Annotated in this window: 18 protein-coding genes and 1 pseudogene; 8 read left to right on the forward strand and 11 right to left on the reverse strand. The window is 73.9% G+C overall.

Annotation, left to right across the window (positions count from 1 at the left end):
• Positions 1-9: 9 nt before the first annotated feature.
• Complete coding sequence (locus J421_RS21980) at positions 10-426, reverse strand: phage holin family protein (protein ID WP_025413329.1); 417 nt, start codon at positions 424-426, stop codon at positions 10-12.
• A 162-nt stretch (positions 427-588) separates the two neighbouring features.
• Between J421_RS21980 and J421_RS21985 the strand changes: the two genes are divergently transcribed.
• Entirely contained in the window at positions 589-1,533 is a 945-nt protein-coding gene (locus J421_RS21985) for a bifunctional helix-turn-helix transcriptional regulator/GNAT family N-acetyltransferase (protein ID WP_025413330.1), read from the forward strand.
• Between the two features lie 40 nt (positions 1,534-1,573).
• On the opposite strand, the gene J421_RS21990 is transcribed toward J421_RS21985, so the two are convergent.
• The 9 genes from J421_RS21990 to J421_RS22030 form a co-directional block, all read right to left on the reverse strand.
• On the reverse strand, positions 1,574-2,248 hold the full coding sequence (locus J421_RS21990; RefSeq protein ID WP_025413331.1) for a metal-dependent transcriptional regulator: 675 nt from the start codon (positions 2,246-2,248) through the stop codon (positions 1,574-1,576).
• Complete coding sequence (locus tag J421_RS21995) at positions 2,241-2,693, reverse strand: universal stress protein (RefSeq protein WP_025413332.1); 453 nt, start codon at positions 2,691-2,693, stop codon at positions 2,241-2,243. Before J421_RS21995 ends, J421_RS21990 begins: the two co-directional genes overlap by 8 nt.
• 7 nt (positions 2,694-2,700) lie before the next feature.
• On the reverse strand, positions 2,701-3,027 hold the full coding sequence (locus J421_RS22000) for a hypothetical protein (RefSeq protein ID WP_025413333.1): 327 nt from the start codon (positions 3,025-3,027) through the stop codon (positions 2,701-2,703).
• Between the two features lie 5 nt (positions 3,028-3,032).
• Positions 3,033-4,433 carry an Nramp family divalent metal transporter gene (locus tag J421_RS22005; RefSeq protein WP_025413334.1) on the reverse strand — a complete coding sequence of 467 codons (1,401 nt, stop codon included), beginning with the start codon at positions 4,431-4,433 and terminating at the stop codon, positions 3,033-3,035.
• A 74-nt stretch (positions 4,434-4,507) separates the two neighbouring features.
• Entirely contained in the window at positions 4,508-5,995 is a 1,488-nt protein-coding gene (locus J421_RS22010) for a hypothetical protein (protein WP_025413335.1), read from the reverse strand.
• Entirely contained in the window at positions 5,992-9,666 is a 3,675-nt protein-coding gene (locus J421_RS22015; RefSeq protein ID WP_025413336.1) for a TonB-dependent receptor, read from the reverse strand. The genes J421_RS22010 and J421_RS22015 overlap by 4 nt, the downstream gene beginning before the upstream one ends.
• 151 nt (positions 9,667-9,817) lie before the next feature.
• Positions 9,818-10,417, reverse strand: a complete 600-nt coding sequence (locus tag J421_RS22020) for an NUDIX hydrolase (protein WP_025413337.1) — start codon at positions 10,415-10,417, stop codon at positions 9,818-9,820.
• A complete protein-coding gene (locus tag J421_RS22025; RefSeq protein ID WP_025413338.1) occupies positions 10,414-10,770 on the reverse strand; it encodes a rhodanese-like domain-containing protein in 357 nt (118 codons plus the stop codon). The genes J421_RS22020 and J421_RS22025 overlap by 4 nt, the downstream gene beginning before the upstream one ends.
• Before the next feature lie 21 nt (positions 10,771-10,791).
• Positions 10,792-11,718 (reverse strand): S66 peptidase family protein, encoded by a 927-nt coding sequence (locus J421_RS22030; protein ID WP_025413339.1) that lies wholly within the window; start codon positions 11,716-11,718, stop codon positions 10,792-10,794.
• Positions 11,719-11,892: 174 nt separating this feature from the next.
• On the opposite strand from J421_RS22030, the gene J421_RS22035 reads away from it, so the two are divergent.
• From J421_RS22035 to J421_RS34795, 4 genes and pseudogenes are all read left to right on the forward strand, one after another.
• Positions 11,893-12,237 (forward strand): hypothetical protein, encoded by a 345-nt coding sequence (locus tag J421_RS22035; RefSeq protein ID WP_148306461.1) that lies wholly within the window; start codon positions 11,893-11,895, stop codon positions 12,235-12,237.
• Between the two features lie 97 nt (positions 12,238-12,334).
• Positions 12,335-13,483, forward strand: coding sequence for a glycosyltransferase family 2 protein (locus tag J421_RS22040; RefSeq protein ID WP_025413341.1), 1,149 nt, complete (start codon positions 12,335-12,337; stop codon positions 13,481-13,483).
• 366 nt (positions 13,484-13,849) lie between these two features.
• Positions 13,850-14,311 (forward strand): MarR family winged helix-turn-helix transcriptional regulator, encoded by a 462-nt coding sequence (locus J421_RS22045; RefSeq protein ID WP_025413342.1) that lies wholly within the window; start codon positions 13,850-13,852, stop codon positions 14,309-14,311.
• A 58-nt stretch (positions 14,312-14,369) separates the two neighbouring features.
• Positions 14,370-14,723, forward strand: a pseudogene (locus J421_RS34795) (hypothetical protein); the annotation flags it as partial.
• Here the strand turns inward: J421_RS34795 and J421_RS32220 are convergent.
• Positions 14,711-15,163 (reverse strand): hypothetical protein, encoded by a 453-nt coding sequence (locus tag J421_RS32220; protein ID WP_148306462.1) that lies wholly within the window; start codon positions 15,161-15,163, stop codon positions 14,711-14,713. The pseudogene J421_RS34795 and the gene J421_RS32220 sit on opposite strands and share 13 nt — an antisense overlap.
• A 144-nt stretch (positions 15,164-15,307) precedes the next feature.
• Between J421_RS32220 and J421_RS22050 the strand changes: the two genes are divergently transcribed.
• From J421_RS22050 to J421_RS22060, 3 genes are all read left to right on the forward strand, one after another.
• A complete protein-coding gene (locus tag J421_RS22050; protein WP_148306463.1) occupies positions 15,308-18,520 on the forward strand; it encodes an Eco57I restriction-modification methylase domain-containing protein in 3,213 nt (1,070 codons plus the stop codon).
• Between the two features lie 87 nt (positions 18,521-18,607).
• Positions 18,608-19,186 (forward strand): RNA polymerase sigma factor, encoded by a 579-nt coding sequence (locus J421_RS22055; RefSeq protein ID WP_025413345.1) that lies wholly within the window; start codon positions 18,608-18,610, stop codon positions 19,184-19,186.
• Entirely contained in the window at positions 19,183-20,130 is a 948-nt protein-coding gene (locus J421_RS22060) for a zf-HC2 domain-containing protein (RefSeq protein ID WP_025413346.1), read from the forward strand. Before J421_RS22055 ends, J421_RS22060 begins: the two co-directional genes overlap by 4 nt.
• The last annotated feature ends 31 nt before the right edge of the window (positions 20,131-20,161 follow it).

Raw genomic sequence — 20,161 nt, forward strand, 5'->3', positions numbered from 1 at the left:
TCGTTGCGTTCAGTGCGCCTGTACGCTCTTCGCCCAGCTGACCGTGCCGCGCAGCTCCTCGCGCGACTCCTCGAACGTGTACGACGGCGCGCTCAGCGTGCGGAGCCCGCGCTTCACGAGCAGCAGCGCCACGACGAGCTCCAGCACGCCGACGACGAGCGCGCCGACCCAATAGTGCCGCCCGGCGAGCCGTCCGACGAGCGATACGAGCATCACGGTGAGCGCGGTGAGCGCGACGACGCCGGCGCCGAACGCGAGGCCGAGCCACAGCGCGCCGCGGGCGCTGCGGCGGAGGCTGTCCGCGGTCTCGAGCTTCGCGAGCCGCACCTCGTCGCGCACGAGGCGCTTGGAATCGTCGGTGAGTCGCCGGACGAGGTCCGGGATCGCGGCGTCGGGGTCGACGTGCGGAGCGGGACGGGCGGCCACTGCGTCCTCCTCGGGGTCTGCGCGTGCGGGCGGCGCGCCGGAACCTCCGGCGCCACCCGTGCTCCCGGGCAAGGAGCGTTCCGATCGACGGCCGCCGACGCCTTGACGCGCGTCTCGGCTCGCTGAAACTTGACTCCGTCAACTATCACGACGAGGCTCGACATGTCCACCGTCCCCACCGATCCGGTCCCGGCCGACGCGGTCGCCGCCGTGCGGCGCTTCAATCGGTTCTACACGCGGCTCGTCGGGGCGCTCGACGAGGGACATCTCGCCACCGAGCACTCGCTGGCCGAGGCGCGGGTGCTCTACGAGCTGGCGCATCGCGACGCGCCGACGGCGACGGAGGTCGGCCGCGATCTCCGCCTCGACGCCGGCTATCTGAGCCGCATCGTGCGCCGACTCGAGCGTGCGGGGCTCGTCACCCGCGCCGCGTCGACCGACGACGCGCGCCGGCGCCATCTCCGACTCACCGAGGCGGGACGCGCCGCCGCCGTCGACCTCGAGGCGCGTGCCCACCACGACGTCGCGTCGCACGTCGCGGCGCTGCCCGCCCCCGACCACCCGCGCCTGCTCGCCGCGATGCGCACGATCGAATCGCTGCTCGGCCGCGCCGACCAGACGGCGATCGTGCTCCGCGATCCGCGGCCGGGCGACTACGGGTGGGTCATCGCGCGCAACGGCGCGCTCTACGCCCGGGAGTACGGCTGGGACGTCACGTACGAGGCGCTCGTGGCGCGCATCGTCGCCGACTTCGCCGCGGGCTTCGATCCACGTGTGGAGCGCTGCTGGATCGCGGAGCGCGACGGCGAGAACGTGGGGTGCATCTTCTGCGTCAGGCACCCGGAGCGTCCCGGCGTCGCGAAGCTGCGGCTCCTGCTCGTCGAGCCGTCGGCGCGCGGCGCGGGGCTCGGTGCGCGACTCGTGCGCGAGTGCATCGCGTTCGCGCGGTCGGCCGGCTATCACACGATGACGCTGTGGACGAACAGCGTGCTCGCCTCGGCGCGGCGGATCTACCAGGCGGCGGGGTTCCAGCTCGTCGAGGAGACGCCGAACCGGATGTTCGGGCACGAGCTGGTGGGGCAGACGTGGGAGCTGACACTCCGATGAGGCCGCGCTGATGCTTCGGCGCCGAGGTTGCGGCGCCGCCTCATCCGTCGACCTCCACCAGCACCGCCTCCGCCACCGCCGTACCGACGGCGACCGCTCGCCCGCTCACGTCCACCGTCACCGGCCCGTCGTACGGCGCGCGCTCGACCACCGTGACCGCCGCGCCCGGGAGCAGCCCGAGCTCGGCGAGGTAGCGCAGCATGCCGTCGTCGTCGTCGCTCACCCGCACCACGCGCGCGCGCTGGCCCGCGCCGACGTCGCACAGCGCGGTGAGCCGCCGCTCGTCCACCGCGCCGTCGCGCGTCGGGATCGGCGCACCGTGCGGGTCGAACGCCGGATCGCCTAACGCGGCCGCCATGCGGTCGATCAGCTCGTCCGACGCCGCGTGCTCCAGCCGCTCCGCCTCCCCGTGCACGCGGTCCCACGGGTAGCCGAGCACCGTCGCGAGGTAGCTCTCGATGATGCGGTGGCGCCGCAGCGTGCGGAGCGCGGCGAGGCGGCCGGCGTCGGTGAGGCGCACGCCGCGATAGCGCTCGTACTCGAGCAGCCCCTGGTCGGCGAGCCGCCGCACCATCCCCGTCACCGACGCCGGTGCGACGCCGAGCCGTTCGGCGAGCGCGTTCGTGGCCGCCGCGCCGCCGAAGCGGCGCTCCAGCTCGTACACCGCCTTCAGGTAGTCCTCGACCGGGGCGGTGAGGGCCGCTTCGTTAGGCACGGTGCACCCCGGCGCCCGCGTGGCCGCGCACGAGCAGCACCGGGACTGAGGCGCGGTGCCGGACGGTGTTCGCCACGCTGCCGTAGACGATGTCGCCGACCAGGCGGTGCCCGTGCGTCGCCATCGCGATCAAGTCGCAGCGCTCGCGCTCCACGGCGGCGAGGATCTCGTTCGCCGGGTCGCCGGTCGCGAGCAGGGCGTCGGTGTCGAAGCCGTCGCGCGACAGGTCGGCGCACACCTGGTCCAGATAGGCGCGGTCCTTCTGCATCTCCTCCGACTCGCGCAGGTCGAGCTGCTTGAGGTTCCGCGCGGCCCAGCCGTCGGCGACGTGGATGAGGACGAGCGCCGACCCGCACAGCCGCGCGAGCGGGCGAATGTGCTCGAGGATCGCCGCGTCGTACGGCGAGTGCTCGAGTGGAACGAGGATGCGAGCGTAGACGGTCATCGCACGATCAGCGGGGGCGTCCGTCGGGGCCGAGGCCGAGCAGCGCGTAGTATCGCTCGCGAGGCTCCGCCGTCCAACCGCTCACGCCGTGCTTCGGCAGCCACCACCCGTGCACCACGAGCGCGACGAGCCCCATCGTGCCGATGAGGCCGAACATCCACGCGCGCCCCATCGTCGCCGAGAGCGCCACCGACGCGAGCAGGACGAGCGCGACCTTCAGCACCCGCAGCCCGCGCGGCTTGTGCTCCTCGAAGCGGCCGAACAGCACGTTGCCGAACGCGAAGATCGTCGTGACGAGCGCGACGTCGAACCAGTACGTATCGGTGCGCCACATGGAGGTCACTCCGCGAAGAAGGCGCGCGCGGTCTGCAGCAGGAGCCACGCGTTGAGCGATGCGATGACGATGGCGACGAGCCATGCGAGCGCCTTCAGCCACGCGGCGTTCGCGAACTGCCCCATCTTCACGCGGTCGGAGGTGAACAGCACGAGCGGGTACACGGCGAACGACAGCTGGAGGCTCAGGATCACCTGGCTCAGCACGAGCAGCTTCGCCGTGCCGCTCTCGCCGTAGACGATCGACACGATCGCCGCCGGCACGATCGCGATCGCGCGGGTGATGAGACGCCGCACCCACGGGCGCAGTCGGATGTCGAGGAAGCCTTCCATCACGATCTGGCCGGCGAGCGTCCCGGTGAGCGTGGAGTTCTGCCCCGACGCGAGCAGCGCGAGCGCGAACACGGTGCTCGCCCCGCCGACGCCGAGGAGCGGCGTGAGCAGCTTGTGCGCGTCCTGGATCTCCGCGACCCCCGTGTTGCCCGAGCGGTGGAACGTGGCCGCGGCGACGATGAGGATCGCGGCGTTGATGAACAGCGCGAACGAGAGCGCGATCGTCGAGTCGAGGAACGCGAACCGCACCGCCTCGCGCTTCCCTTCCGCGGAGAGCTCGTACCTCCGCGTCTGCACGACGGACGAGTGCAGGTAGAGGTTGTGCGGCATCACCGTCGCCCCGAGGATGCTGATCGCGATGTAGAGCATCTCGGGGTTCGCGAGGATCTGCGGCGTCGGCACGAAGCCGCGCGCGACGCCGAGCAGGTCGGGGCGCGAGATGATCAGCTCGAACAGGAAGCAGAGCCCCACCGTGGCGATGAGCGCGATGACGAGCGCCTCGAGCAGCCGAAAGCCCTTGTGCTGCAGCATGAGCACGAGCAGCACGTCGAGCGACGTGACGACGATGCCCCACGTCAGCGGAAGCCCGAACAGCAGGTTGAGCGCGATCGCGCTGCCGATCACCTCGGCCAGGTCGCATGCGGCGATCGCGATCTCGCACAGCAGCCAGAGAACGACGCCGACCGGCTTCGAGTAGTGGTCGCGGCACGCCTGCGCGAGATCGCGACCGGTGACGATGCCGAGCTTCGACGCGAGCCCCTGCAGCAGCACCGCCATCAGGTTCGACAGCAGGATGACGGACAGCAGCGTGTAGCCGAAGCGGGAGCCGCCGGCGAGGTCGGTGGCCCAGTTGCCCGGGTCCATGTAGCCGACGGCGACGAGGTAGCCGGGCCCCGCGAACGCGAGGAGCTTCCGGAACCACGAGCCGCGCACCACCTCGACGGTGCGATAGGCCTCGGCGAGGCTCGGCGTCTCGCGGGCGCGGCGCCATCCGGCGTCCGGGCGCGCGCCGTCGATGCCGACGTGGGCGCGCACGCCGGTCGGATCGGTCGGCTGGTGGAGCGGGCTGGCCATCAGGACGGGAGTCGGGGACAGGTTCGCCTACGCGAACACAATATTTAGTTGTCCCTAACTTTCCGCAAGGCCCGTCAGCGGAGCCGCACCCGGGCCAGATGCAGCCCCTTCGCGTCGCGCATGGAGAGGAAGACCACCTTTCCCGCCCCGAACCCGACGAGCGTGTACCCGCTCGGCAGCTGGATCCGGTCCACGAGCGCGCCGGCACGGCTCACCACGTCGTAGACCGGGCCGCCCGGCGTCGGCTTCATGGGAAGCGTGCGCACCCACAGGTTGCCGTCGGCGTCCGCCCGCACCGCCCCCGGCCCGAACGGCGGCCGGTAGTCGGGCAGCTCGTCCGCGCGCACCACCATCGGCGGCCGGTACGTCGGCGCCGGCGGCGTGTACCCGCCGGTGTAGTTGTCCGTCCACGGGTTCGGCACGCACCCGGCGTTGGGCGTCCCGCCGGTGTTCGTCGCGCCGGTGTTCGTCCCGCCGTTAGGCGCCCCCGGCGGGCACCCGTACTGGTAGTTCGCCGGAAAGCGCACGCCGTCCGGCAGGATCCAGTCGCGCGGCATCCCCGGCGGCGGCGTGTAGTTCGGCGCGGGCGTGAATCCTTTCGGGTACGGCTTGTTCAGCAGGTTCGACCACACGATCGTCTGCGTCGTGTAGTTGTTCTGCGCGTTGCGCGTCTGCTGCGTGCGCAGCGAGTCGACGAACTTCTCCTTCGCGTCCTGATCGAGCCGCACCCACGGGAACGGTAGCTTCTCCGACGAGGCGTGCGTGCCGTCGGGCTGCAGCCACTCCACGCGGTAGTCGCGCCCGCGCACGATCGCCACCATGCCGTCGGGCAGCACCGCCCAGTCGTCGACGAGCGGCAGCGGATTCGTCGTCGAGTTGAAGTTGAACCCCTCCGACGTCTGCCGCACGAAGATCGACGTCTTCGGGATGCGCACCGACGCCAGCGTGTCGAGCTTGCGCGTGTCGAGGTGGATGCCGACGAGGAACGCGGAATCGGGCGGCGACGGGATGTACGGCACGCCCGCGGGCGGCGGCACGGCCGGCGGCGCGGCGCGAGCGGGCACGCGGAACACGAGCCGTCCCGCCGCGTCGACCCCCGGTACGCCGAACGCGTTCGCGTTCGTCAGCCACGGCACGTCCTGCGTGCGCGGCACCGCGCGCACGCGCGCGATGCGCCCCGTCGGATCGAGCACGAGCATCGCGTACGTCGCCGGGTCGACGAACAGCGTGGAGTCGCCGCGGTACGCGAGCAGCGTCCCGTTGCGCGTGCCGTATGCGTTCTCCACTTCGGTGAGCGAGTCGAGCACCACCGCCGTCACCGCGAGCGTCGTGTCGAGCAGCAGCAGCCGCCGCCGCGCGCCGTCGTTCACGAGCACTCGGCCGTCGCCGAGCACGCGCACGCCCGTGACGGCGCCCAGGGGCTCGGTGGAGACGGCGGCGGCGGTCTCGATGCGGCGCACCGGCGGGCCGAGCGCGGCGGGGGCGGAGACGGACGGCTGGGCGCCTAACGACGTCGCGGCAAGGAGCGCGGCGGCGGCGCCGGCCGGGGCGCGGCGCGTCATCGGCTGAACTCGAAGTAGCCGGACGACCCGGCGTTCAGGTACATCCCGTTGCCGTCGCGGATGAACCTCAGGTAGCGCGGGTCGAGGTAGTTCGTCACCGACTGGGGAAGCTTTCGCCGCTGCTCCGGCGTCAGCAGATCGCGGAGCAGCCGCATCGACTGCGACAGCAGATCCATCTGCGCGCGGCGCGCCGCGAGGTAGCGGTCGTACGCCTCGTCGCTGCGGTAGTGCTCCGGAAGCGCGGCGAGCCACCGCGCCACCGGCGTCCACAGCGAGTCGGTGCGGTACGTGTAGCGCCGGTTCATCGACGCGATGCTGTCCGCCTGCACCGACGTGAGCGCGAGCGAGTCCTGCTGGCGGAGCACCTGCGACATCGGGTTCGGCAGGCTGCCCCGTCCCATGTCGCGGAAGCTCGCGTCGCTCAGCCGCGTCCCCCGCTCGACGCGCCCGTAGTTCAGGTTCTGGAGCAGCGACTGCCGCTCGCGTGTGGGGCCCAGGTCGACCTTCATCGTCACGGTGAGCGACACCGGCGAGCGCAGCGTGAGGAACTGCGGCCGCGTCGCGCCGAACCGCTGGTTCACCTCGTACTTGTAGCGCCTGGCCACCGGATCGAAGCCGCGCACGTAGAGGAGCGACGCGTCGGGCGACGCCGTCTGCCCCCAACCCCTCAGGTGCCCCGAGCCGTGCAGCGCGAGGTCGGCTGCGCCTAACGGATTGCTGAGCGAGAACTGCACCGACGCGCGTTGCGGCATGCGGAACCGCGCGCGGTCGAGCGTGACGCCGAGCGACGCGCTGGAGCTCCACGGGCCGCGGCAGCTGTTGCGCGCCGCGATGTGCCCGGCCTGCCGCAGCAGGCAGTCGCGCGCGTCGCCCGACGTGTTCGCGAGCAGGTCGCGCATCCCCGCCGCGAGCGCGGGGTCCGCCGCCGCGAGCGGCGACGCGGGATCCACGACGAATGCGCGGTCGTTGCCGTAGCCGTCGCCGTTCACGTCGCCGGCGATCATCGGCGTGTAGCGGAAGCCCGAGCGGAACTGCCCCGTCCAGCTGATCTGCGCGTAGTTCAGCAGGTTGTAGCGCAGCGAGTAGGTCACGCCGTGCGCCCCCTGCCCCGACGGCCCCCACGTCGCGACGAGTGGGTTCCCCGCCGTGCTGCTGAACCCCGAGATCTGATCGCGCACGTTCGTGTACGTGTACGAGAGGCTCCACCCGAGCGTCGACGGCCCGCGCGTGATCGGCGACACCGTGGCGGAGAGCTGCGCCGTGCGCGAGCGGAGGTTCGAGCGGATCTCGGTGACCCGCGAGAAGCTCTGCGACACGCGCGCGTCGCGCGACGCGATGGCGCCCGTCTCCTGCACGATGCTCGTCGGCTGCACGAACACCGGCCGGTCGCCCTCGTCGGCGAGCGTGAAGCGCACGTCGGGGCGGAAGTTGAGATCCACCGACTGCTGCTGCCGCAGGTTCAGCGAGTACGAGCCGTCCACGCGCAGCCGGAACCGCGCATCGAGGACGCTGCCGTTCCACGACAGGTTGGAGCGCATCGTCTGCGCCGGCCGCCAGTCGGGCGACACGAGCACCACGTTCGGCGCCGCGTTCGCGAACACCGTCGCCGTGGATCCGTCGGCGCACCGATCGGGGATGTCGGCAGGATGTGCGGCCCAGTCGGCCCAGTCAGGCACCGGCGCGGCGTCGCCCACGCACGTGAGCTGCTGCACGCCGCTCGGCAGCCCGGTGTTGTCGAGCGCGCTCCCGAGCACGCCCGCGTTCGTGCCGTTCGTGAACAGGCCGAGCCCGCCCTGGATCACCGCGCGCGGCCCGCGCACCGCCCCGGCGAAGCTCTCGATCTCCCGCGCCTTCCCCACCGTCCACGAGAAGCCGACGCGCGGGCTCACCGACAGCGGCGTCGGCACGTGGTCGTTGCGGCGGTCGAACGTCTGCTGCACCTCCGCGTTGTACGCCGGCGAGGCGCTGAAGCGGCTCGCGTCGAGTCGCACGCCGTACTGGATCTGCAGATCGGCCGTGCGTCGGTACGTGTCGCCTAACGATACCGAGCCGGTCATCTGTCCGGTGGAGCGGAGCCGCGCCGTGAGCTGTCGCGTGAACGACGCCGGCCGCCCCGCCTCGAGGTCGGCGAGCGAGTTGAACGTGAACGAGCCGAGGAGGTTGGACGACTGCTCCTGCGCGTTGTGCGCATAGGTCAGCTCCGTGCCGAGCTTCAGCCGGTGCTTGTTCGCGTCGTCGAACCACGAGAGCGTGTTCTGGAACGACGCGTTCGCGGCGCGCGACTCCGCGCTGAGCCCCTGGTTGCCGCCGAACACGAGGCTCTGCACCGCGCTCGCGTCCGGCAGCACCGAGTTCACGCGCACGCGTCCCGACGGCAGCACGAGAAACGGCGACCCGTAGTTGCGCGACACGTTCATGCTCGCGTTGCTCTCGCTGAGCAGCAGCCCGAGGTAGCGCGTGTGGCCGAGCTGCACGCCGCCGCTCCAGTTCGTGCGCTCACCGCTCGCGTTGGGCAGCTGCGTCACGCCGCCGCCCACGGGGCTCTGCCGTCCCCAGCTCGCGTTGCCCGAGAGCTTGTACGCGCTCCCCGTCGTCGAGTTGGGGGGGCTGAAGTCGAGCTGGCCGAACAGCGAGCCGTTGTCGCTCACGCGATTCGCGCGTACGCCCCCCGCCGTCGGCACACCGCCCGCCGCGAGGATGTCGAGGAAGCGCGCCGCCGAGTCCGGGGCCACGCCCGCCGTCTGCAGCCCCAGCGCGCCCGCGCTGAGCAGCGACGCGTTGTCGCTCGACCGCCGCCCGAGCTGGTAGGAGACGTTGTAGAACGCCTTGTTGCGCACGATCGGCCCCGACGCGACGCCGCCGAGCGACAGGTTCGTGAACTCGTTGCCGACGGCCGACGAGGCGCGGTCGGTCCACATGAGCTGCGGCGCGTTCACCACGAGGCTCATGCCGCGCGTGCGATAGTTCGACCCCGACCCGGTGCGGATGGCGAGCTGCCCGCCGCTGAACCCTCCGCGCGACACGTCGTACGGCGACGTCGTGAGCGTGGCGGAGATCGCCGCGTCGCGCGGCAGGTTCGCCCCCGAGAACGGCGAGCCGTTCAGCGTCGTCGCGTTCTGATCGGCGCCGAGGCCCAACACCGAGAAGCCGTCCGCCGCGCCGTCGAGTCCCGGCACGAGCAGCACGCCGGGGAGCGACGCCGCCATCGCCGCGAGGTCGCCCTGAACCTCCGGCGGCACGTCGGCCGCGTTCACCGGCTTCTCCGTGCCGCCGACGTCGGGCGTGCGGCTGTTGCGGCCGACGCGCTGCTGCACGTGCTCCGTGACCGTCACGGTGTCCATCTGCACCACCGACAGCCGCGCGTCGGCGACGAGCACGTCCTGGTCCGCGGTGCGCTTGATCTCGAACTGGCGGAAGTTGTAGCCCACCAGCGCGAAGCCCATGATGTAGTCGCCCTGCCCGCCGGGGAACGCGATCTGGAACTGGCCGCGCGCGTTCGTGCGGGTCTCGCGCGTGACGCTCCCGGGGATCGACGTCGCGGTCACGCGCACGTTCGCGAGCGCGGTGCCGTCGGCGCTCGTCACCCGGCCGCGGATGACGTCCGTCTGCGCGGCGACGATCGCGGGAGAGGCGATCGCGAGCAGCAGGAGGGCGAGCCGCAGGAGGATCACGGGAGAGCTGTTGGGGTGGCGTGGAGATCGAACGCGGGGTTGGACAGTGGACCGCGAGCAACGGTTGGCACGCGTCGGCGCGCCATCTCACCACTCCCACCCGAGAAAAACGAAGCCCCTCGTGTCTAGGATGGCGGATCGGCGGATCGCATCAGAGCCGCCCGAGGAAGTCCTCCAGGATCCGATACGTCATCCCCCAGATGACGTGCCCGTCGTGCAGAACGCTGGGCACGCGCATCTCCACGCCGCGCGGCCGCACGATCGACGTCACGTGCGCGTCGCGCCGCAGCTGCTCGAGCGGCACCCAGAACGCCTGCGACAGCTCGGGGCTCAGCGCGAGCTGCACGTCCGGCGGCGCGACGGCGACGAACGGCGTCACGACGATCGCCGGCAGCGCCTGCGAGCGCGGGTGCAGCTCGTCGAGTCGGCCGAGCAGCATGCCGTCGCGCGCCAGGTCGAGCGCCGTCTCCTCGCGCGTCTCGCGCACCGCGGTGTCCCACAGCGTCGCGTCCTCGGGCTCGCGGCGCCCGCCGGGAAACGCGACGTGGCCGCTCCACGGGTCGCCCGCGTACTCGGCGCGCTTCACGAACAGCAGCTCCAGCACGCGGTGCCTCACGCGGAGCACGAGCGCCACGGCGGCGCGGCGCGGCACGGGCTCGCCCGGGCGCGGTACGTCGTCCGCCCCGGGTCGCTCGGCGAGCGACGCGGCGAGCGCGGCGACGTCGGCGTGCGCGAGGGCGTCGAACGTCACCCCTCGACGTCGCCCCCCATCTCGGCCCACCCGCGGAAGCCGCCCGCCATCGACGCGACGTTCGTGTATCCCATCTGGCCGAGCGATTCGGCGGCGAGCGCGGAGCGGTTGCCGCTCGCGCAGTAGAGCACCACGCGCTTGTCGCGCGGCACGCGCGCGTCGACCGCGGACTCCAGCACGCCGCGCGGGATGAGCACCGCGCCGGGCAGGTGCCCGAGGTTCCACTCGTTCGGCTCGCGCACGTCGATGAGCGCGAGGTCGTCCCCGCGGGCCACGGCGTCGCGCACCTCCTGCGGCGTGACCTGCGTGATGCGCGCCTTCGCCTCGGCGAAGAGCTCGGCGGCGGTCTTCATGATCGGTTCCCGAGTGATGCGTTAGGCGGCGGTCGCGCCGTGCACGTGCAGCGTGCGCGCGTCGGCGTCCAGCTCCGCGCGCGCGCCTAACGGCAGCGTCCACTGGTCGGTGATGTGGCCCACGGGCACGCCGACGACGGCCGGAACGCCGAGCAGCTCCGCGGCCTCGCCCACGAGGTCGGCGAGCGAGTGGCGCCCGTCGCCGCCCGCGGCGTCCGCGCAGTCGGTGCAGTGCCCGAAGACGAGCGCGCGGCATCCCGTGAGCGCGTCGGCGAGCAGGAGCTGGCGCAGCATGCGATCCACGCGGTACATCGGCTCGCCGACGTCCTCCAGCACGACGATCGCGTCGGCGAGGCGCGGCGCGTACGGCGTGCCGGCGAGCGCGGCGAGCAGCGCGAGGTTGCCGCCGGCGAGGCGCCCCTCGGCCCGGCCACCGCGGACCGTCGCCGCGTCGGGCGCGGCGCCGCACGGGTCGACGCGCGCCACGACGGCGCGGCCGAGCGATTCGTGCGAGAACGGCGTGAGCGTGCCGCGCGCCGTCGGGCCATGGAAGGACACGAGCCCCGGCGCGCGCACGGCCGCGGCGAGATGCAGCGCCGTGATGTCGGAGAAGCCGATGAGCGCGCGCGGCCGACGCACCAGCGCGTCCCAGTCGACGCCGTCGAGCAGCCGCATCGCGCCGTAGCCGCCGCGCAGGCACCACACGCCGTCGACGTCGTCGGCGAGCGCCGCGTTCAGGTCGCCGAGCCGCGCGGCGTCGTCTCCGGCGAGGTAGCCCGCGCGCGCCATCGCGTTCGGCGCCACGACGGGCTCCCACCCGAACGCGCGCGCGTTGGCCTCCGCGCGCGCGAGCTCGACCGGGTCGCCGAGCGGACCGGCCGGCGCCACGAGCGCGACGCGCGCACCCGGCGCGAGCGCGGGAGGCCAGATCGGGTCGGGATGCGTCATGGGAGGCGGAACGTAAGAGGACGCGCGCGCGGGCAGCAACGCCGGGCGATCGTACGATCTGAAAACATATGGCACATGCGTTGCCCCCTCGGTGTGGGCCGCCGGCGACCAGGAACGACGGGGCGCGGGCGGCCTGAACCACACTCGGAGGCAATGATGGCAGATCGCAATCGAATGTCCGGCCGTTCCAGCAGTGATAGCAGCGACCGCAGCGAGGGCATGCAGGACAGCGGCAGCGTGAGCGATCGCAGCGGCTCGGGCGGCTACGGTGCGTCGTCCGGCTTCTCCGGCGGCAGCCGCTCGGGGAGCGACTCGCTGAGCGACTCGTCGAGCTCGCGCGACGGCGGGGACCTCGACCGCGACAGCAGCAGCAGCCGCAGCGGCAGCTCACGCGACGAGGGGCTGCAGGCGTCGTCCGACGAGGACGTCCTGCCGCAGCACGACTCGCGCACCGATCGCTCGCGCATCGGCATGCGCGGCCGCAACACCGGGCGCTCCGACGAGGGCGGGATGCGCTGACGAGGGGCGTCGTTCGGCGGGCGGCTTACCTGGAGCTCTTCCGCCCGCCGTGCGATAGCCTTCGTGCATGATACCGTCCGGTAGTGCGAGCGCGTGGATGCGCGCGGCGGGCGCGGCGTGGCCCTGGCTCGCCGCGCCCGCCCTCGTGTGGTGGCGCGCGCGCGGGTCGCGCACCCTCGACGAGGAGCCTGGCACCGCCGGCGCCGACGCGCCGCTCGTCTCGGTGATCGTCCCCGCGCGGAACGAGGCGCCTAACATCGCGCGGTGCGTGCGCTCCGTCCTCGACACGACGTACGCGCGCCTCGAGCTCGTCGTCGTCGACGACCAGTCCACGGACGACACGGCCGCTCTCGCGCGCGCGGCGATCGGCGGCGAGCCGCGTGGGCGCGTGATCGCGACGCCGCCGCTCCCCGCCGGCTGGTTCGGCAAGCCGTGGGCGTGCACGACCGGCGCCGAGGCGGCGCGCGGGGAGATCCTGCTGTTCGCCGACGCCGACACGACGCACGCCCCCGACCTCGTGACGCGCGCCGTGCATGCCCTGCGTCGGCGCGGCGGTGGCCTGCTCTCGGTCGTCGGCCGGCAGGAGCTCGGCACGTTCTGGGAGCGGCTCGTACAGCCCCAGGTGCTCGCCGTGCTGCTCGGCCGCTACGGCGGCACCGAGCGCGTGAACCGCTCGCGCCGCGTCGTCGACAAGATCGCGAACGGGCAGTGCCTGCTCGTCGACCGCGCGACGTACGACGCGACCGGGGGCCACGGCGCGGTGCGCGGCGCGGTGGCCGAGGACCTCCGGCTCGCGCAGCACGTGTTCGCGCGCGGCTTTCCGGTGCATCTCGTCCTCGGCGAGCGGCAGCTCGCGACGCGCATGTACACGTCGCTCGGGGAGCTCGTCCGCGGCTGGCGCAAGAACGTCTACGCCGGCGGCCGCGACGCGATGCCGCTCGGCCGCGTGGGGCGTGCCGTGTTCCCGCTCCTCCTCCTGCTGCCGCCGCTGATGAGCCTCGCGCCGGCGGTCGCGTTGCTCCTGATCCCCATGGCAGGGATCCCACCCGACGTCGCGCGCGCGGCGATCGTCGCACAGGCTGCCTCGCTCGCGTTCTGGCTTGGCGCCTACCGGCGTGGCGGCGTGCCCGCGGCGTACGCGCTGCTCGCGCCGGTGGGCGCCGCGGTGCTGCTCGCCATCGTCGTGCAGGCCATCGCGCGCGGGCGCCGCGTCGAGTGGCGGGGCCGCGAGTACGTGTCCGCGTAGCGGTCGCGGCACTCGCACCGCGGCACGCTCATAGCGTGCATGGGAAACGAGGCTGCGTGGGGTCTGGCGTCGGTGTGCACTCAGGCGCTAGTGTGCACCTGCGACGCGATTGTACGGATTCGTACCGATGCGCGCAGACGTGCCGGATCATGTGGACGCGGTCTGGGTACAGTCGCAAGCATGGTCCGACGCACGACCCGAAGAGGCGGCGCCGGCGTGGCGTGCCGACTCCACTCGTGAGCCCATGATCCCGACTCCACAATGCCCGCGCCCCGAACGCACCGCTCCGCTTCGTACGGCCCCGCCGTTCGTGAGGCGAGTGCGGCCGACATCGCCGAGGAAGCTCGAGTGGCTACCCGCCGCGGTATGACGCGCGCCGCGGCGGAGCCGTCGACCGAGGTGCTCGACGCGCTCCGAGCCGTGGCGCGTGAGCTGCGCGTCTCGGGCCGCACCTCCGAGCAACGTCTCGGGTTGCATCCCGCGCAGCTGCACGCGCTGCAGCAGCTCGCGGAGCGCCCCGCGCGCTCGCTCGCCGAGCTGGCCGAGCGCACGCACACGGATCCGAGCTCCGTCTCGGTCGTCGTGCAGCGGCTCGTGGAGCGCGGGCTCGTGGTGCGCACTCCGGCGGCCGACGACCGGCGGCGCACGGAGCTGTCGGCGACCACGGCTGGCCGCTCGCTGGTGCGGCGTGCCCCCGAGTCCACGACGCGACGCGTGGAGCGCGCCCTCTCGTCGATGGGGGAGCGCGACACGGCGGCGCTGGCGCGCACGCTCGCGGCGCTCGCCAAGGGACTGCGCACGGGCGACGCGTCCGACGGCCGCCGTTAGGCAATCGGCCCCGCGTTAGGCGGGGCCGCGCGACCCACGCTACGGCGCGCTACGGCGCGCTACGGCGCGCTACGGCGCGCTACGGCGCGCTACGGCGCGCTACGGCGCGCTACGGCGCGCTACGGCGCGCTACGGCGCGCTACGGCGCGCTACGGCGCGCTACGGCGCGCTACGGCGCGCTACGGCGCGCTACGGCGCGCTACGGCGCGCTACGGCGCGCTACGGCGCGCTACGGCGCGCTACGGCGCGCTACGGCGCGCTACGGCGCGCTACGGCGCGCTACGGCGCGCTACGGCGCGCTACGGCGCGCTACGGCGCGCTACGGCGCGCTACGGCGCGCTACGGCGCGCTACGGCGCGCTACGGCGCGCTACGGCGCGCTACGGCGCGCTACGGCGCGCTACGGCGAGTAGAACCCCTCGATGCTCCACCGCACCACGTCCGCCGTGAGTGCGTGGAGCTGGGCCTGATCGAGCACGCCGGGGGTCGCGTCGCGCACCGCGGCCTTCAGGACGATGAGCATCCGCTCCGGCGGCGTCCCGTCCGCGCGCAGCTGCGCGGCGTAGGCCGCCACGACGTCGCGTGCCTCGCGCCGCGTGGTCGGCGTCGGCACCCGCCGTCCCGCCGCCGCGTCGATGAACGTGCGCGCGCGGCCGCGCAGATCGGTGCCGCGCGGCGGGGTCGCCGTCGCCGCCATGGTGGCCGCGAACCGCGCGAGGGTGTCGTGGAGATGCGCCGACGAGATGGGGGCGGGGCGTCCCGTCGTCGGTACCCGCTCCGCTCCCAGCGCGGCCTCACCGATCCCGTCCGTGGGCTCGTGCTCCATCGCGCTCACCTTGCGCAGGCGTCGCACCGCGCCGGCCCCGCTGCCGGCCCGGTTGCTTTGGAAGCCAAGTATCCGCTTGGAGCGGTCCGCGTCAAGGGCGACGCGACGAAACGACCGGACTCGCGTCGCCAGGGTACCGTCACACTGCGGGCGCCAGCGCACCGTCGGCGCGTGCGACTCGCCGACGCCGCCCGCCTGCTCGCCGCCGCCCACGACGCGGGTGCGCTCGTCGCGCTCGTGCAGGCGCTCGGCTTCGCGGACGCGCCGATCGCCGTGGGGCGGGACGCCGCCGCGTCGCTCGCGCGGTACGGCGTGCGCGGCGCGCGCGTGCTCGAAGGCCGCGGTCCGCCGCGCGCGCTGCTCGGCGAGGCGACCGACGCGCGGCCGGTGCGCGAGACGCTCGCCGCCGTCGCGCGCCACCTCGCGGCCGTGGCGCCGGCGCAGCGATGGCTCGTCGCGCTCGCGCGCGAGGACGGGAGCGAAGTGGCGCTCGCCGTCTGCCGCGTCGAGCGCTCCGAGCGCGTACCGCGCATCGCGGCGCTCGTCGCCGACCCGCGTCGCGTGCTCACGAGCGACGCCGAGACGTTGTGCGCGCTCGCCACTGGTGCACCGGACAGGTGGCACGAGCTGCTCGGACGCGAGGCGCTGTCGCGGCGCTTCTATCGGCAGCTCGAGACCGCGGTGCGCGCGCTCGCCGACACCGCGTCGGGCCTCGACGACGGAGCGGCGCGTGCGGAGATCGCGCTGCTGTACGTGTCGCGCCTGCTCTTCCTCGCGTTCGTCGAGGCGAAGGGATGGCTCGACGGTGATCACGGCTTCCTGCGGCGCACGTACGACGCGTGCCGCGCGACGGGAGGGCGCTACCACGAGCGCGTCCTGCGGCCGCTGTTCTTCGGCACGCTGAACACACCGCCGCGCCGGCGCGCCGGCGCGGCACGAGCGTTCGGCCGCATCCCGTTCCTGAACGGCGGCCTGTTCGCGCCCACGCCGACGGAGCGTCGCCATCGCGCGCTGCGCCTCGACGACGACGCGTTGGGCACCGTGGTCGTGGGCCTGCTCGGCCGCCACCGCTTCACGGCACGCGAGGAGAGCGGCGCGTACTCCGAGGCCGCGGTCGATCCGGAGATGCTCGGCCGCGCGTTCGAGTCGCTCATGGGCGCGGACGCGCGCCGCGCGACGGGCGCGTTCTACACGCCGCAGCCGCTCGTCGAGCACGTGACGGCCGAAGCGTTAGGCGCTGCGCTCGGCCGCGACGACCCGGCCGTCGATCGGCTGCTCGCCGGCGGACGGCTCGAGGGCGCGGCGGCGGACGCGGTGCGCGATCGGATCGCGGCGCTGCGCGTGCTCGACCCGGCGTGCGGAAGTGGCGCGTTCCTCGTCCATGCGATGGAGCGTCTCGCCGATCTCGTGGGGCGATGCGGCGACGCGCGTCCCACGGCGGTGCGCCGCCGCGACGTGCTCGCGCGCTCCGTGTTCGGCGTCGACGTGAACCCGACCGCGGTGTGGCTGTGCGAGCTGCGGCTGTGGCTCTCGGTCGTCGTGGAGAGCGACGAGCCGGACCCGATGTGCGTCGCGCCGCTGCCGAACCTCGATCGTCACGTGCGCCTCGGCGACTCGCTCGCCGCGCCGTCGTGGGCGCGCGGATGGGGCGGCGACCCGTGGGCGCGCGTGGAGCGCGCGACCCGGCGCGGCGAGCGGAGCACCGCGCAGTCGCTCCGCGCGCGCTACGTGCGCGCGTCGGGGCGCCGCAAGGTCACGTTGGGCGCGGCGCTCGAGCGCGTCGAGCGCGAGGCCGCCGTCGACGCGCTCGATCGCGTGCTCGGCGCGCGCCGCGCCGAGCGAGGCGCGCTGCTCGTCGCCGCGCGTGGACGCGACCTGTTCGGCGCGCGCCGCGGCAGCGACGCCGCCGAGCGGCGACGGCTCGACGCGCTGCGCGCCGAGTGCCGCGAGCTCGCGGCTCGCCGGCGCGCGGTCGCCCGCGGCGGTGCGCTGCCGTTCGGCTTCGCGTGGCACTTCCCCGACCTCGCTGCGTCGCGCGGCTGCGGCGTCGTGCTCGGGAATCCGCCATGGGTGCGGCCGCACGCGTTAGGCGCCGGCGAGCGGCGCGCGCTCCGCGCCGCGTACGACACGTGCCGCGACGCCGCATGGTCGCCCGGCGCGTCCGCCGCCGGCGCCGGGCGCGGGTTCGGCGGCCAGGCCGACCTCGCGGCGCCGTTCCTCGAGCGCTCGCTCGCCCTCGTGCGCCCCGGAGGCATCGTCGCGCTGCTCGTGCCCGCGAAGCTCTGGCGCGCGCTCGCCGGCGGCGGCGTGCGGCGCCTGCTCGCGCGCGAGGCGCGCGTGCGCGTCGTCGAGGACTGGTCCGACGCGCCGGCCGCGTTCGACGCGGCGGTGTATCCGTCCCTCGTGGTGGCCGAGCGAGCGTGGAGCGTGGAGCGTGGAGCGAAGAGTGAACAGAGCCGCTCCACGCTCCACGCGCCACGCTCCACGCTCACCGTCCGCGTGCACGACGCGTCCAGCGCGCGCGAGTGGCCTGTCGACGCGACAAGGCTGCCGCTCGACGACACGCCCGGCAGTCCGTGGCTGCTCGTGCCGCCCGCCGTGCGCGACGCGATCGCGCGGCTGCGCGCGGCCGGCGTGCCGTTGGGCGAGGCGGGACTGGGACGCGTGCGGCTCGGCGTGAAGTGCGGGTGCAACGACGCGTTTCTCGTGCGCGTGGTCGACGAGGACGGCGACGTCGCGCACGTCGACGGGGTGTGGCCGGACGGGCGGGCGCGCCACGGCGTCGTGGAGCGTGCCCTGCTCCGACCCGCCGCGCGCGGCGAGACGCTCCACGACGCGGCGGACGCCGCGCGCGAGCGGCTGCTCTGGCCCCACGATGCGACCGGCCGGCCGCTCGGCGCGCTGCCGCCGCACGCGGCCCGTTGGCTCGCGCCGTGGCGGGCCGCGCTCGCCGCGCGAAGCGACGCGCGGTCCGGCCGCGGGCCGTGGTGGGCGCTGTTCCGCACCGCCGCGGCCGTCGGCGCCATGCCGCGCGTGGTGTGGGCGGACGTGGCGCGCACGCTCCGGCCGCGCCTGCTGCGGGCCGGCGATCCCACCGTGCCGCTCAACTCCTGCTACGTGCTGCAGTGCACCCCGACCGACGCGGCGCCACTTACCACGCTCCTGGGGTCGCCCGTCGCCGCCGGGTGGTGCGCCGCTTTGGCCGAGCCCGCGAGAGGCGGGTACAGACGACACCTCGCGTGGACCGTGGCGCTGCTCCCTGTGCCGCGGGACTGGACCGCCGCCCGCCGGCTGCTCGCCCGCGACGGGTCGATGGCGGCGGTCGCGGCGGCGTACGGCCTGGCGGCCGAGACGCTCGCGCCGCTCGCCGTGCATCCCGACTGACGGGGCGTATCTTCGAGTCCCGTCACGGGTTCAAACCTTCGGGCGTCCTGCTCCATCTGATCACGCGAGCCCCGACGACCCGATCCAATGATGGTGGCCATCCAGGACTCCCTTCCGCCGTACGACGTCCAGCAGACGCCGACCGAACCGACCGACGCGGCCCTCGCCGCCGGCGGCGACCGTCGCGCGTTCGAGCGGCTCTACCGGGCGCACGTCGGCCGCGTCTACGCGCTCTGTGCGCGCATGGCGGCCGACCGGGCGCTCGCCGAGGAGCTGACGCAGGACGTCTTCGTGCGGGTCTGGGAGAAGCTCGCCTCGTTCCGCGGCGAGAGCAGCTTCGGCACCTGGATCCACCGCGTGGCGGTGAACGTCGTCCTCAACCGCCTCCAGGCCGAGAAACGCGACCGGAAGCGGAGCGCGTCGAGTGACGACGAGGACGACGGGATCGCGGCGCTTCCCGCGCGCCCCACGGCGCCGGGTGATCGGATGGACCTCGAGCGCGCGATCGCGGCGCTCCCCCCGGGTGCCCGGCGGGTGTTCGTGCTCCATGACGTGGAAGGCTTCCGACACGAAGAAATCGCCGAGCAGCTCGGCATCACCAGCGGTGGGAGCAAGGCGCAGCTGCACCGTGCGCGGCTCCTCCTTCGCGAGGCATTGAACGCATGACCGACCGCATCCTGTCTTCCGAGCGCGGAGTCGCGGCGCCGGCCGATTGCGACCGGTTCGACACGCTGCTCCCCGATTACCTGGAGAGCGCCCTGCCGCCCGAGGCCCGCACGTGGGCCGAGGGACACGTGGCGGCGTGCGACCGGTGCCGGGCGCTCGCCGACGATCTCGTGGCGATCACCCGGCAGGCGGCGGCCCTCCCGCCGCTGCAGCCGGCGCGCGACCTGTGGGCCGGCATCGCCGAACGCATCGAGGCGCCGGTGGTCCCGCTCGGCCGTACCGGCGAGCAGGCGCTTCCGACGCTCCGCGTGGAGCGCACGACGACCGCGCCGCGGCTCTCCGACCGCTTCTTCCAGTCGAAGCGGTGGCTGGCCGCGGCGGCGGGCGTGCTCGTCGCCGTCTCGGTGGGGTCGACGTACGTCGTGATGCGCGCCGCGGGCCGCGCGCCGTCGACGGTGGTGGCCACGACGACACCCGCGCCGGTGACGACGCCGGTGACGACGCCGGTGACGACGCCGGTGACGCCGCCCGACCGCGACACGGCCGCCGTCCAGCCGACGCCGACGAACGTCGCGCAGGCGTCGGACACGCGTTCGCCGGCCGCCGAGGAGGCGCGCCGTCGCGCGGAGGCGCGCGTGGCGGCCGAGTCGCGCCGCTTCGTCCGCTCGACCGACGGGGGCGATGCCTACGCGCCGGTCATGCAGACGTACGACAAGGAGATCGCCGCCCTGCGCACCGCGCTGCGGCAGCGCAAGGACCTCGACTCGAGCACCGTCGCGGTGCTGGAGAAGAATCTCCGCCTCATCGACGACGCGATCGCGCAGAGCCGCGCCGCGCTCGCGCGCGACCCGCACAGCCGCGTCGTCGGCGATCAGCTCACGCACGCGCTCGACCTGAAGGTCGAGCTGCTGCGCACCGCCGTGCTTCTTCCTTCGCGCTCCTGACGGTGCGCGGTTCTTTGGGTACATCACCATG

Source organism: Gemmatirosa kalamazoonensis, from assembly GCF_000522985.1.
In the GTDB taxonomy this organism is placed as follows: Bacteria; Gemmatimonadota; Gemmatimonadetes; order Gemmatimonadales; family Gemmatimonadaceae; genus Gemmatirosa; species Gemmatirosa kalamazoonensis.

Coding starts and splice junctions, on each gene's coding strand:
- J421_RS21985 (WP_025413330.1), top strand. CDS start 589: ATGTCCACCGTCCCCACCGATCCGGTCCCGGCCGACGCGGTCGCCGCC.
- J421_RS21995 (WP_025413332.1), bottom strand. CDS start 2,693: ATGACCGTCTACGCTCGCATCCTCGTTCCACTCGAGCACTCGCCGTAC.
- J421_RS22000 (WP_025413333.1), bottom strand. CDS start 3,027: ATGTGGCGCACCGATACGTACTGGTTCGACGTCGCGCTCGTCACGACG.
- J421_RS22005 (WP_025413334.1), bottom strand. CDS start 4,433: ATGGCCAGCCCGCTCCACCAGCCGACCGATCCGACCGGCGTGCGCGCC.
- J421_RS22010 (WP_025413335.1), bottom strand. CDS start 5,995: ATGACGCGCCGCGCCCCGGCCGGCGCCGCCGCCGCGCTCCTTGCCGCG.
- J421_RS22025 (WP_025413338.1), bottom strand. CDS start 10,770: ATGAAGACCGCCGCCGAGCTCTTCGCCGAGGCGAAGGCGCGCATCACG.
- J421_RS22030 (WP_025413339.1), bottom strand. CDS start 11,718: ATGACGCATCCCGACCCGATCTGGCCTCCCGCGCTCGCGCCGGGTGCG.
- J421_RS22035 (WP_148306461.1), top strand. CDS start 11,893: ATGTCCGGCCGTTCCAGCAGTGATAGCAGCGACCGCAGCGAGGGCATG.
- J421_RS22040 (WP_025413341.1), top strand. CDS start 12,335: ATGCGCGCGGCGGGCGCGGCGTGGCCCTGGCTCGCCGCGCCCGCCCTC.
- J421_RS22045 (WP_025413342.1), top strand. CDS start 13,850: ATGACGCGCGCCGCGGCGGAGCCGTCGACCGAGGTGCTCGACGCGCTC.
- J421_RS22055 (WP_025413345.1), top strand. CDS start 18,608: ATGATGGTGGCCATCCAGGACTCCCTTCCGCCGTACGACGTCCAGCAG.
- J421_RS22060 (WP_025413346.1), top strand. CDS start 19,183: ATGACCGACCGCATCCTGTCTTCCGAGCGCGGAGTCGCGGCGCCGGCC.